Source organism: Photorhabdus heterorhabditis, from assembly GCF_001280945.1.
GTDB lineage: Bacteria > Pseudomonadota > Gammaproteobacteria > Enterobacterales > Enterobacteriaceae > Photorhabdus > Photorhabdus heterorhabditis.
The window spans coordinates 81,821-94,232 of record NZ_LJCS01000010.1 but is presented as its reverse complement, the minus strand read 5'-3'; the positions used below and the strand labels follow the sequence as shown (position 1 = coordinate 94,232).

Genomic DNA, 12,412 nt, shown 5'->3' with positions numbered 1-12,412 from the left:
AATTAATTTTCATAGGCATTATTTTTGTAGTGGTCGGATAAAACTGACCACTTTTTATTTTTAAATATATTTATAGTGTGCTGTTATTTTAATTTTAAATAACAATATTACTTGAAATAAATATAAAATATATTTTATTATTTAAAGATAATATTAGTTGTATATATTCAACAAAGAGATTTTATACCCAATAGTGATAGTAAAAAATGGAGTATTAATATGATGTTATACCCTTCATCTTTCAAGCTGCTGCTTTGTTGGATGCGTTCACTTGCCGCCGCACTGCAACTTGAAATCTATTGGGTATATATAATTAATTCAATTGAATATATATGAACAGGATAATATTATGGAATTATTAAGCGGTACTATCGCATTACAGGCAGATAATGGGCTGTTTTTGAGTCGAATTGATCGGGGAGGGGGCGGAATTGATTTTATTGAAGCGAATAAATCTACTGTTGATATTTACTCAAAATATTATTTAACAAAGATTAACTCTAATAAAATAGCGCTTCGTGCAAATAATGGTCTCTATTTAAGTCGATTTTCTCTGGTTTGTGGTGATTATATTGTTGCTGTGAGATCGAGTGTTGATATTTATTCTGTTTTTACAGTAGAGTATATCGATAATAATATGATAGCCCTGTGTGCCGATAATGGTAAATATCTTAGTCGGATCAATTCAGGAGGTATTTTTAGCTATATTAAACCGGATAGAGACGATGTGGATATACATTGCCAGTTTAAGGTAATAAAACTATGAATGGTTAAACAGTGATTCTTGTTTATATTAATTTATTGGTGGTCAGGTAAATCTGATCACTGTTTTAATATATCAGATGAAAAGATTAATTATTGCTTGTATACCTGTTATCTTTCAAGTTGCCTATTTGTTGGCTGCGTTCACACACCCCGGTCACAGAGTTATTGAAATCTATTGGGTATAAATAATTCATAATGTGTTTTTAGTGTTATTGATAACATTATAATTAATCAAATTAAATTATTCTTCACTTTTATTATAATATCTTATTTTTTTAATTTAAATATGATAATTATCTCTTGTTATTTTATAAATGACAGTGTGGATTGAATTATGATTTTCTCTAATATTAAGAATAAAGATGAAATATATCTTGTTGTTTAACAATAATGGTATATATTCAATAAAGGAATTTTATTTTCATAGGAATAGAAAGTTGATATGGTGTTTAAATGATATTTTATAAGTAATTAATTTAAGAAATTAAATATATTTAAACAGGAGGATGTCATGGCATTACCTGATCATACTATCGCATTGCAAGCAGATAATGGACTCTATTTGAGTAGATTCAGTCAGGGGAAAATTAATTACATTCAGGCTGGTAGATATACTATTGGTGCTTCTTCCCGGTATATCGTGGAACTATTTGATGCTCATACGATGGCGCTTCGGGCAGACAATGGGCTATATTTGAGTCGGATTATTCGACCTAGCGGTAGTTATATTGAAGCTGCAAAATCAAGTATTGATGTTTATTCTAAGTTTACTGTAGAAGATGTCGAAGCTAATGTGGTAGCTTTGCGTGCAGATAATGGAAAATATCTAAGTCGGATCAATATAAAAGGTATTAATTATATTAAACCGGATAAGACCTATATAGACGCGTATTGTCACTTTAAATTGATAACGCTGTTAGAGTAAATCATGATCTTGATTGGCTCGGGCTTTGTCGTGGTCAGGTAAAATCGATCACGTTCCAACGGTAATATTTTGGCGATAACTAATAGTTATATACCCAATAGATTTCAAATTGCAGCACGGCGGCAAGTGAACGCAGCCAACAAAGCAGCAACTTGAAAGATGAAGGGTATATGTCTGGATGTTACGAATCTATTGTAGTTTTGATTTAGAAAAAATTAAGTCGTTCCGAGATGATCAGACGGTAATGATTTGTCTGATATGTGTGATGCAGGTAGACTGCACGTTTTGTTTTATTTTGGAGTCATTTACATGAGCGACACAGCAAACTGGCAACCAAGTGCTCCTATCGCTAACTTGTTGAAACGAGCGACTATTTTAGCTGAAATACGACGCTTTTTCGCAGATCGCGGGGTATTGGAAGTCGAAACACCGGCTATGGGGCAGTCTACAGTGACTGATATCCACTTGTTTCCTTTTCAGACAGAGTTTGTTGGTCCTGGTGCTTCAGATGGTATGACTCTTTATCTGATGACAAGCCCAGAATACCACATGAAACGTCTACTGGCGGCAGGAAGTGGCTCTATTTACCAGCTCAGTCGCAGTTTCCGTAATGAGGAAGCGGGCCGTTATCATAATCCTGAATTTACCATGTTGGAATGGTACCGGCCTCACTATGATATGTACCGCTTGATAAATGAGGTGGATGACTTACTTCAGCAGATACTTGACTGCGAAAGTGCGGAATTACTCTCTTATCAGCAAGCTTTCTTGCGTTATCTGGATATTGACCCATTGTCCGCAGAGAAAGAAAAATTGCGTGAAGTTGCCGCCAAACTGGATCTGAGCAATATTGCTGATACAGAGGAAGATCGGGATACTTTATTGCAACTTTTGTTTACCGTCGGCGTTGAGCCGCATATCGGTATTGAAAAGCCAACTTTTATTTACCATTTCCCGGCTTCTCAGGCTTCTTTGGCTGAAATCAGCAAAGAAGATCACCGGGTTGCAGAGCGTTTTGAGGTCTATTTCAAAGGTGTTGAATTGGCAAATGGCTTCCGGGAATTGACTGATGGTGATGAACAACGTCAGCGTTTTGAACAGGATAATCGTAAACGCGTAGAGCTGGGTTTACCTGTGCGTCCAGTTGATGAAAATTTGCTTGGCGCTCTGAAACAGGGAATGCCTGAGTGTGCAGGTGTGGCGCTTGGCGTGGATCGTTTGGTAATGCTGGCTTTAGGGGCAGAAAAGCTCAGTGATGTTATTGCTTTTTCGGTAAGTAAGGCATAATTATTAAACGATAGGGCGCTGATTGAAGCGCCCGTTTGCATCTACTTATGCTGTTTTTGCAGGAATTTCACACCTAAATCAGGGAAATCGGTGAATGCGCCGTCTACATCCGCCTGATTATAAATGATATCGAAAAGCTGATCGCCATTGGTGGCGTATTTAGGCAGTTTATCAACCCGAATGGAGTATGGGTGGACTTCCACATTGTTAGCGTGAGCATCTTTCACCATACCCGTTAATTTAATATTGGTTGGTGTTGAACTCTCATCCACAATCATATGGTAATCAGGACCAATGCCATCAGCATATTCTGCTATTTTTTTCATTGCTCCTGGTTTAAACATCCAGTCATAGCTGTAATTTATCCAGTTACCGTTTGGTTTTTGTTCATAGGTTTCATTCCAGTTGGTATAAGCAATAAGTTGAACCAGCTTTAAATCCATTCCCAGTTTGGGTTCCAACACGTTTTTGATGCGTTTAAGTTCGTTGGCATCGAAACATTGCAAATAGACTTTATCGCTTTTCTTGGTGTAGCCATATTCTTTCAACACTGTCAGTACCTTAGTGGAAATATCTTTACCTTCCTGCTGGTGGAACCACGGTGCTTTGATTTCAGGGTAGATACCAATGTTTTTGCCAGTAGATTTGTTCAGCCCCTGAATAAACTCGATCTCTTCTTGAAAAGTGTGAATTCGGAAATCAGATTTCCACATCGGAAAACGATGGGTATAGGTCTGTACACGCTTGTTATTTTTAATCTCGAAGCCTTCCGTGAATTTCAATGACTTGATTTCAGACAAGGTGAAATCGATGGCATAGTAACGTCCGTCTTGACGAGCATGGTTAGGGAATTTATCTGCAACGTCAGTTACGCGATCAAGGTAGTGATCATGAAGTACCACCAACTCATTATCTTTAGTCATAACCAAATCTTGTTCCAAATAATCGGCACCTTCAGCATAAGCCATAGCCTTAGCAGGTAAGGTGTGTTCAGGTAAATATCCGCTTGCGCCGCGATGGGCGATCACAATCTTATCTGCCGCTTGAACTATGCCTGACATAGAGGATGCTAAAATAATGCCCGTTACCATGGTTTTTATTGGAGTTTGCATATGTGTTTCTCCGTTTTAGTAATGAGATTGTTGTGCTGTGTTAACCATGTTTCTTAGCTGAAATGAAAGATTAAAAAACCGTAGCATAAACAATGCTACAGTTTAATTATAAGTGATATACCATGATTTGGTGGGAGTAATTAGCTGTGCTGACGGGCTAATTCTTGTTTGTACTTGTTTTCGTTAATCATAACAATCAACAATAGAATAACAGACAAGGCACTTCCGCCTATCATAACCATAAAGCCACCGTCCCAGTCGAAGAAGTCAACGGTGTAACCGACAATGGCACTAGCCGCAACTGAGCCACCTAAGTAACCGAACAAGCCAGTGAAGCCAGCGGCTGTTCCCGCCGCTTTTTTAGGGGCTAGTTCAAGAGCGTGCAGGCCGATCAGCATAACTGGACCATAGATCAGGAAGCCAATAACCAGCATACAAGCCATATCTACATTTGGGTTACCAGCCGGGTTCAGCCAGAATACAATCGTTGCGATAGTGACCAGGGTCATAAAGAAGACGCCGGTTGCACCTCGGTTGCCTCTAAATACTTTGTCTGACATCCAGCCACACAGTAGAGTGCCTGGAATACCTGCATATTCGTACAGGAAGTAAGCCCATGAAGATTTGTCTAACGCAAAGTGTTTGGCTTCACGCAGATAGGTTGGTGACCAGTCAAGAATACCGTAACGCAGCAAGTAAACGAACACGTTGGCAATGGCAATCATCCACAGCAGTTTGTTCGGCAATATATACTGCATAAAAATCTGTTTGGCGGTTAATTCTTTTTCGTCTTTTTCTGTGTAGTCAGGTGGATAATCGTTTTTATACTCTTCAACTGGTGGCAGGCCACAAGATTGTGGTGTGTCACGCATTAGAGCAAATGCGATCAGAGCAACCAAGATTGCAGCGAAAGCGGGCATATAAAGTGCCGCTTTCCAGTCATTGAACCACGCCATACCTAGCAGGAACAGTAACGGTGGCAAACCACCACCGACATTATGTGCGCAGTTCCAGATAGAAACGATACCGCCACGTTCTTTCTGTGACCACCAGTGAACCATAGTACGGCCACAAGGAGGCCAACCCATACCCTGGAACCAACCACATAGGAACAGTAGCACGAACATGACAGCAATACTGGAAGTTGCCCAAGGTACGAAACCCATGAATAGCATAACAACCGCCGCGAGAATCAGACCGGCTGGTAAGAAGACCCGAGGGTTGGAACGATCGGATACAGAACCCATGATGAATTTGGAGAAGCCGTATGCGATAGAGATCCCTGATAGTGCGAAACCGAGATCACCTTTGGAAAAACCTTGCTCAACCAGATAAGGCATTGCCAGAGCAAAGTTCTTCCTTACCAGATAATAAGCGGCATAACCAAAGAAAATCCCCATAAAAATTTGCCAGCGTAGACGGCGATAGACTGGATCTATCTGTGTTGTTGGCAGTCGGGGCTTATGAAGCGCCGGCTTGAAAATACTTAACATATTTTGCCTCCGATGGCTTATCTAGTTATATGAACAACTTACCGGTTGACTAATGCCACCGGATGGGAAAACGAAAATTTTTGTAAGTAGTTATTTTCTATAACGAAAATTATGATAATCGAAATAACCCAATCTAATCTGTGAGATAAGACTCAGTTGTTAAAGGTGTTTTGCCCAAGCAACAATTCTGAGTGATTTGTTAACTTTTTAAAACGTACTTTACCAATGAAATTGTGACTGGCGTCACAATAACGAGCTTTACTTAATTGTTGGTGAGCGTTTTTAGTTCGTTTTTGTTCTTTTTCAAACAAAGACCACAGTTTTTATGCATATTTTGTTGCTGGATATCTATCCTGACAGACATTGGGAGCTTCTCAATTGATAGCGAATGAATAATCGATTTTGACGATAAACAGACTGCTTTGACGGTATACTAATGATCTGCCAGACTCATAATTTATACAGTTGTATAGCTGATATACAAGTGGAGGAACCATGACGACACGTTATGATAGCGACTTTTATGGTTGGACTCAGGAGCAAGCTGGCTTGCTTCGTTCCGGCAATTTGAGCCAGTTAGACACGGAAAACCTTTTGGAGGAGATCGAAAGCATGGGGAATAGCCAAAGAAACGAGTTGGAATCTCGTCTTGAGTTGCTGTTTCTTCACCTTCTAAAATGGCAGTTCCAATCTGAACGGCCAGGGCGAAGCTGGAAACTTACGATTGAAGAGCAGAGAAGAAAAATAGCCCGTCGTCTTAAAAGAAGTCCTAGCTTAAAATCAGAACTTAGTGAAATGCTATTTGATGCCTATGGTGATGCTATGATTGCCGCTGAACGGGAAACTAATATTAGGCGTCGTGTATTCCCTGAAACTTGTCCCTGGACGTTTGAACAAATAATGGATGAGAATTTCTGGCCTGAATGATTTCGATAAATTTGTTTATCTGACGCACTGTGGTTTTGAGCAGTGCGTTTTTTGTCTCTCGTTTTTGACGGTATGTTAATAATCTGACAGACTCATCGATTATATAATTGTATAGCTGATATGCCATATGCCAAGTGGAGGAGCCATGACAACACGTTATAATAGCGACTTTTATGGTTGGACTCAGGAGCAGGCAAACCTCATCCGTTCCGGCCACATTGATATGCTGGACACTGAAAATCTTTTGGAGGAGATTGAGGCTATGGGGCGTAGTGAGCGACGGGAATTCGAATCGCGTCTCGAAGTTTTAATCGCTCATTTACTGAAATGGAAATACCAACCTGTAAGGCGAAGTCGTAGTTGGACATTAACGATTAATGTTCAGCGTAAAAAAGTGAATCGTTGTTTGAAGGAAAGCCCCAGTCTAAAGCACCGACTCGTTGAATCGTTCAGAGATGCTTATGATGACGCTGTATTACTCGCGTCAAAAGAGACTGGCATGATGGAAGATGCTTTTCCTGAAACCTGTCCCTGGACGTTTCAACAAATAATAGATAATGATTTCTGGCCTGAATAACCCTGATGAACTTGTTTCTTATCTGACGCACTGACTTTGATCAGTGCGTTACTGTGGTTGTCAAAAAAAGCGGACAATTTGCCCGCTTCTTCCAGTCTTAATACAGCCAGTCGCGTCCCATTCGGTCAGCAGCCAGAATAGCGGCGTACACTTTTTCCGGTGTAACTTCAAAAGGCATGTTGTGAATAGTTTCGCCTTCAGCGCAACTGGCTTTCGCTACTGCCATCACTTTTTCTTTCAGTTTTTCGCCGTCTTTCACGCCAAGCTGATCCAGAGTGACAGGTAGCCCTACTTGTACACAGAAATCGAGCACAGTATCTAATTCTTCATTTGGACTGTTTTCCAACACGAGTTGGACTATTACTCCGAAAGCAACTTTTTCGCCGTGGTACATATGGTGGCACTCTTCCAATACGGTAAAGCCATTGTGTACGGAATGTGCGGCGGCTATACCTGTATTTTCAAATCCCAGACCACTTAGGTAAATGCTGGCTTCGATAACATTTTCTACCGCCGGCGTACTGACCCCTGCGTCAACGGCCAATTTTGCTTTATAACCCTCTTCTAACAAGGTTTCGTAACATAGATGGGCAAGAGCCATTGCTGTGCGGGATATCCCGCCACCTGTCATTCTCGGTTTATGGGCAGTGTTACAGCTGCGGGCTTCAAAATAGGTAGCCAGTGAGTCTCCAATTCCGGCAACCAGAAAGCGGGTTGGTGCTTTGGCGATAAGAGCAGTATCTACCAGTATAATATCTGGGTTTGTTGGGAAAAAGAGATAATCTTCATATTCGCCATCATCAGTATAAATAACAGATAGAGCACTGGTTGGGGCATTAGTGGAGGAGATAGTGGGTGCAATTAGAATAGGTAGCTTGGATTCGTAGGCAACCACTTTTGCCGTATCCTGTACTTTACCGCCACCGATACCAATAACCGCTTGGCACTCATTTTTTTTTAGAATGTCAGACAGACGTTGAATCTCATTACGGCTACATTCACCACCAAACACTTCAAAATGGCTAGTAATATCATATTCTTCTAGGCTGTTATGAACGGTATCTCCTACCAATTTCATTGCTGAGTTACCCATAATAACGAACACATGGTCGGCAATGGTTTTTGTGTATTTACCAATGGAGAGCAGGGCGTCAGGCCCCTGAATATATTTGGATGGGGCTTGGATAACTTTCAGCATAGAAATACTCCTTTTGTGGAAATTCAATGCCTGTTTACCACATAAATTTTCTTGGCAAACAGAGAAACGGGTTTCGAATGAAAAAAGTACTTATTTACTCAACCGGTTAACACTATATGATAAAAAGTAATGATCAGTTACGGATAAAAAAACTGTTATACCCGTTTTATAGAGGGAAATGTGCATTTTTTTGATCTACGCCCGATATCTACCGGGCATATAAGGATCAGCGAACCTGGATATGAGAGTGATCAGCCTGATAAGCAAAAAAGTACTTTAGAATCAAATTCAGTAAAATACCGTAAGCTGGTAGGAAAAATAATAAGCAGATTAATAGCTTGAAGCAGTAATCAACTAATCCAATCTCGACCCAGTTTGCGGCCATAAAAGCATCGGTACTGCGGTAAAAGGCAATAAAGAAGAAAGTTAGAGTATCAAGTAAGTTGCCGAAGAACATTGCCGCTGCTGGGGCAATCCACCAGTTACGTTTTCGCCGCAGACGGTTAAAGACGTAGACATCCAGTACTTGCCCAAGCAAATAGGCCATAAAACTGGCGCAAGCGATACGAGCAACAAATAGATTGAATTCAGACAACGCAGTGAACCCTTGCCATATTCCCTGAAAAAACAGGGCAGAAATAACATAAGAGATCAGTAAAGCTGGGATCATAACGGTGATAATGATTCGTCTTGCAAGTGACGCATGATAGATACGAACAGTTAAATCTGTTGCAAGGAAAATAAATGGGAAAGTAAATGCTCCCCAAGTGGTATAGAAACCAAAGATAGAAATAGGTAATTGCACCAGATAATTACTGGAAATAATAATCAGGATATGAAATAACGAAAGCCAAATCAAAGCAGCTGTTCGCTGTGATGTCGTAAATGAAAGCATATTGTACCTTTTTGGATAATGGGGTGAGGGAACCCAATGAAATACCTGCCGCTTTAACTGACGGCGCCGCGCATGATACGTCGGTTGTACATAAAATCAAGATGCTTGCCTGTAAAGTTCATTTTTGGATAGCCTTTTTATAATATATACCTTATGGATTTCAAGATGGATCGCGACGGCAAGGGAGCGAATCCCCGGGAGCAGAGATAACTATGTCATAGAGAACTCTGTGACCGGGGTGAGCGAGTGCAGCCAACAAAGAGGCAACTTGAAAGATAACGGGTATAATCAACTTTCATCAGTTGCTTGGAATTACAGAGATAGTTATGCCAGATGTTTTTGCCAACCCAGATAAAACCCTTGATACACAGGGGCTTCGTTGCCCTGAGCCTGTGATGATGGTACGGAAAACCGTGCGTCATATGGAAGCAGGTCAGATGTTACTCATTCTTGCAGATGATCCGGCGACTACACGCGATATTCCCAGTTTCTGCCGTTTTATGGAGCATCAGCTTGTTGCGCAAGAAACGGAACAAATGCCTTATCGCTATCTGGTTCGGAAAACAGAGAGTTAACTTTGGGCATGAAAGGGATTTATTATTTGTTGATGTAAATGCTCTTGGTAATTGGTTTTATTGACTTGGTCTGTGGTAACAAGCCAAGAATATGGGGTAGCTTTTGGGATAAACCCCATATCCTTTAAGAAGTTGAGGACTGGCATTAATCGTAAAATGGTTTTGTTATTTCACTTTAATTCTCAGTAACCTTACTGCGTTTGCCGTTACCAGAGCTGTAGCGCCAGAATCAGCTAATACTGCCATCCACAGGCCAGTGATACCGAGTAGACTAGTGATAAGGAAAATCCCTTTTAGTCCTAGTGCAATAGCTATATTTTGGCGGATATTATTATGAGTTGCGCGAGACAGGGCGATTATTTCTGATAAACCTGTCAGACGGTTGTGGGTCAATGCTGCATCTGCGGTTTCTAATGCAACATCAGTCCCACTCCCCATTGCGACACCGATACTGGACGCTTTCATTGCTGGTGCATCATTAATGCCGTCACCAACCATCATTGTGCTGTGGTTTTTATTCAATTCCATGATAACGTTGACTTTATCTTCTGGCATTAACCCAGCACGGAAATCCATTCCTAACTGACTGGCAATTGCAGTTGCAGCACGTGGGTTATCACCTGTCAGCATCACTGATTTGATACCCTGACTTTTCAGTAAATGGATGGCATCTATCGCATCTTGACGTAATGTGTCTTGCATAGCGATAAGTCCAATGAATTGCTCGTTATGCATCACGGCAACAACAGTTTTTCCACCATCTTCCAACTGAATAATTTTTTGTTTCCAATCATCAGATAAAGTATTCTCCGGCAGCTTGCCCGGTGTACTGACTAAGATGCGTTTACCCTCTAATTGACCTTCAACACCGATACCTGCCAGTGCTTTACGATGTTCAGCTTCAATCACATTAACGTTTTTACTTTTTGCATGTTGCAAAATAGCTTTAGCCAGTGGGTGATGGGAGCCACTTTCCACGGCAGAGGCCAGAGCTAATAGCTGAGATTCACTGATATTCTCCGCTGACTGTATATCAGTGACTTGTGGCTTGCCGGCTGTCAGCGTACCTGTTTTATCAAAAGCGATAGTTGTGATTCGACCGAGTTGTTCCAGTGCAGCACCGCCTTTAATCAGTGCACCACGGCGGGTTGCTGCAGCCAGGGCAGAGGTGATTGCGGCTGGTGTAGAAATTACCAATGCGCAAGGACAACCAATTAGTAACAGAGTAAGACCACGGTAGATCCAAGTTTCCCACGGTTGGCTGAATACAGTAGGTGGAATAATGATAACCAATGCAGAGAACAGCATAATCAACGGAGTATAAATCCGGCTGAAACGGTCAACAAAGCGCTCAATAGGGGCGCGGCGTTCTTCTGCTTCTTCAATCAGTTGCAGGATGCGATCAATGGCATTGTTACCTTGTTCAGACAATACTTTCATTTGTACTGAACGATCTACGGACAAACAACCTGCCGGAACTTTTTCTCCCTGCATGCGTTCAACTGGGATAGATTCTCCTGTCAGGGCACTTTCATCAAAGCTGGCGAATGAGTTGAGTAATTCTGCATCGGTTGGTAAACGTCCCCCCGGTGCAATTTCAATAATATCGCCAGGGCGAAGATCGGCGACCGGAACAGTTTTTCTTTCACCATTTTTTACCAACAGAGCCTCTTCTGGAACTAACGCCATTAAAGCACTAACCCCTCGACGCGCACGGCCAGCAGCATAAGATTCTAGCATTTCACCAAGCATAAACAGCAGGAGTACCATTGCCGCTTCAGCGGTGGCGTCAATAAACAGTGCACCGATTGCAGCAACGCTCATTAGTGTTTCAATGGCAAATGGTGTACCTGATCGTATGAGCTTCCAGGCTTTGCTAACAATAGGTACCAATCCAATCAAGGTGGTGATAATAAAGGCAATGCGGCCAAATGGGGCATTGATATTGGAGATTCCCCAGCTTAGTAGCATCATCAGCGAAAGAATGGCGATTGGTGCAAATTCTTTCCAGCGGCTGCCTTTTGGTGCTTTCTGATTTGCATTTGGGGTGTGAAGTTTAAATCCAGCTTGGTTGACAGCTTGGATGACGGTTGAACGTATATCTGTATCGGCATCTACAACCAGTTTTTCAGTTGCAAACAGGACCTTGACTTGTTTCACTTCTGGAATTCTTCTGACTGCCGTTTCAATTTTACGTGCACAGCTTGCGCAATCCATACCATTCACAACCCAACTAAAACGCTGGCTTGCCAAAAGCTCGGGTATCAGTGTTTCTTGTGTATCATGGGAATGACTGTGCTCATGTGAACAGGCCCCATCATGTTTATGTGAATGTTCACTAACATGTTGAGCTTGCTCTGTGCGGGCGGTAGTCGTACAGCAGCTTCCATGATGATGGTTATGTTGATGGGTGTTATTTTTGTTTGAATTTGAGTACATGGGCTCCCCCTTACAGAGTTAATTCACATATGATGACTAAACTCTACACTTTGGAGCCTACTCCAGAGTCAAATAAAAAAGAGAAAATAAATTGGTAAATTGTGCAACTAAGTGTTGACACTGATTTTCATCTGCAATATCGGCTTCATGATGCAAAGCTCTTTTGTGAGTGTATTTTTACGTTGAAAAGGTAAATACAGTTATAGTTATTATCCTTGA

11 protein-coding genes are annotated in these 12,412 nt (G+C 41.3%); 6 read left to right on the top strand and 5 right to left on the bottom strand.

Annotation, left to right across the window (positions count from 1 at the left end):
- The first annotated feature begins 349 nt into the window (after window positions 1–349).
- The 3 genes from AM629_RS06185 to epmA all read left to right on the top strand — a co-directional run bounded on the left by AM629_RS06185 (window position 350) and on the right by epmA (window position 2,977).
- Complete coding sequence (locus AM629_RS06185) at window positions 350–766, top strand: fascin domain-containing protein (RefSeq protein WP_054477149.1); 417 nt, start codon at window positions 350–352, stop codon at window positions 764–766.
- Between the two features lie 510 nt (window positions 767–1,276).
- A complete protein-coding gene (locus tag AM629_RS06180; RefSeq protein ID WP_054477146.1) occupies window positions 1,277–1,690 on the top strand; it encodes a fascin domain-containing protein in 414 nt (137 codons plus the stop codon).
- 309 nt (window positions 1,691–1,999) lie between these two features.
- Entirely contained in the window at window positions 2,000–2,977 is a 978-nt protein-coding gene (epmA, locus tag AM629_RS06175; protein ID WP_054477144.1) for an elongation factor P--(R)-beta-lysine ligase, read from the top strand.
- 41 nt (window positions 2,978–3,018) lie between these two features.
- Here the strand turns inward: epmA and glpQ are convergent, their stop codons facing one another.
- A complete protein-coding gene (gene glpQ, locus AM629_RS06170) occupies window positions 3,019–4,089 on the bottom strand; it encodes a glycerophosphodiester phosphodiesterase (protein WP_054477142.1) in 1,071 nt (356 codons plus the stop codon).
- A gap of 140 nt (window positions 4,090–4,229) precedes the next feature.
- The gene (gene glpT / locus AM629_RS06165; RefSeq protein WP_054477140.1) at window positions 4,230–5,582 is read right to left on the bottom strand and encodes a glycerol-3-phosphate transporter; all 1,353 of its coding nucleotides are present in this window, start codon (window positions 5,580–5,582) and stop codon (window positions 4,230–4,232) included.
- 495 nt (window positions 5,583–6,077) lie between these two features.
- Between glpT and AM629_RS06160 the strand changes: the two genes are divergently transcribed.
- Together AM629_RS06160 and AM629_RS06155 are read left to right on the top strand one after the other, a co-directional pair.
- Window positions 6,078–6,509: a DUF29 domain-containing protein gene (locus AM629_RS06160; RefSeq protein WP_054477138.1), complete on the top strand. Its 432-nt coding sequence runs from the start codon at window positions 6,078–6,080 to the stop codon at window positions 6,507–6,509.
- Between the two features lie 145 nt (window positions 6,510–6,654).
- Window positions 6,655–7,086, top strand: coding sequence for a DUF29 domain-containing protein (locus AM629_RS06155; protein ID WP_054477136.1), 432 nt, complete (start codon window positions 6,655–6,657; stop codon window positions 7,084–7,086).
- 97 nt (window positions 7,087–7,183) lie between these two features.
- On the opposite strand, the gene AM629_RS06150 is transcribed toward AM629_RS06155, so the two are convergent.
- Both AM629_RS06150 and AM629_RS06145 read right to left on the bottom strand, forming a co-directional pair.
- Window positions 7,184–8,284 (bottom strand): glycerol dehydrogenase, encoded by a 1,101-nt coding sequence (locus tag AM629_RS06150; protein ID WP_054477134.1) that lies wholly within the window; start codon window positions 8,282–8,284, stop codon window positions 7,184–7,186.
- Window positions 8,285–8,510: 226 nt separating this feature from the next.
- On the bottom strand, window positions 8,511–9,179 hold the full coding sequence (locus AM629_RS06145) for a 7-cyano-7-deazaguanine/7-aminomethyl-7-deazaguanine transporter (protein ID WP_054477132.1): 669 nt from the start codon (window positions 9,177–9,179) through the stop codon (window positions 8,511–8,513).
- 326 nt (window positions 9,180–9,505) lie between these two features.
- Between AM629_RS06145 and tusA the strand changes: the two genes are divergently transcribed.
- The gene (tusA, locus tag AM629_RS06140; protein ID WP_015835818.1) at window positions 9,506–9,754 is read left to right on the top strand and encodes a sulfurtransferase TusA; all 249 of its coding nucleotides are present in this window, start codon (window positions 9,506–9,508) and stop codon (window positions 9,752–9,754) included.
- A gap of 165 nt (window positions 9,755–9,919) precedes the next feature.
- Here tusA and AM629_RS06135 read toward each other — a convergent pair whose 3' ends face one another.
- Window positions 9,920–12,193, bottom strand: a complete 2,274-nt coding sequence (locus tag AM629_RS06135) for a zinc/cadmium/mercury/lead-transporting ATPase (protein WP_054477130.1) — start codon at window positions 12,191–12,193, stop codon at window positions 9,920–9,922.
- Between the last annotated feature and the right edge of the window lie 219 nt (window positions 12,194–12,412).

Excerpts from the sequence above, each read along its gene's own strand:
- epmA (WP_054477144.1), top strand. The coding sequence starts at position 2,000 with ATGAGCGACACAGCAAACTGGCAACCAAGTGCTCCTATCGCTAACTTG.
- AM629_RS06150 (WP_054477134.1), bottom strand. The coding sequence starts at position 8,284 with ATGCTGAAAGTTATCCAAGCCCCATCCAAATATATTCAGGGGCCTGAC.
- AM629_RS06180 (WP_054477146.1), top strand. The coding sequence starts at position 1,277 with ATGGCATTACCTGATCATACTATCGCATTGCAAGCAGATAATGGACTC.
- AM629_RS06155 (WP_054477136.1), top strand. The coding sequence starts at position 6,655 with ATGACAACACGTTATAATAGCGACTTTTATGGTTGGACTCAGGAGCAG.
- AM629_RS06145 (WP_054477132.1), bottom strand. The coding sequence starts at position 9,179 with ATGCTTTCATTTACGACATCACAGCGAACAGCTGCTTTGATTTGGCTT.
- tusA (WP_015835818.1), top strand. The coding sequence starts at position 9,506 with ATGCCAGATGTTTTTGCCAACCCAGATAAAACCCTTGATACACAGGGG.
- glpQ (WP_054477142.1), bottom strand. The coding sequence starts at position 4,089 with ATGCAAACTCCAATAAAAACCATGGTAACGGGCATTATTTTAGCATCC.
- AM629_RS06160 (WP_054477138.1), top strand. The coding sequence starts at position 6,078 with ATGACGACACGTTATGATAGCGACTTTTATGGTTGGACTCAGGAGCAA.
- AM629_RS06135 (WP_054477130.1), bottom strand. The coding sequence starts at position 12,193 with ATGTACTCAAATTCAAACAAAAATAACACCCATCAACATAACCATCAT.
- AM629_RS06185 (WP_054477149.1), top strand. The coding sequence starts at position 350 with ATGGAATTATTAAGCGGTACTATCGCATTACAGGCAGATAATGGGCTG.
- glpT (WP_054477140.1), bottom strand. The coding sequence starts at position 5,582 with ATGTTAAGTATTTTCAAGCCGGCGCTTCATAAGCCCCGACTGCCAACA.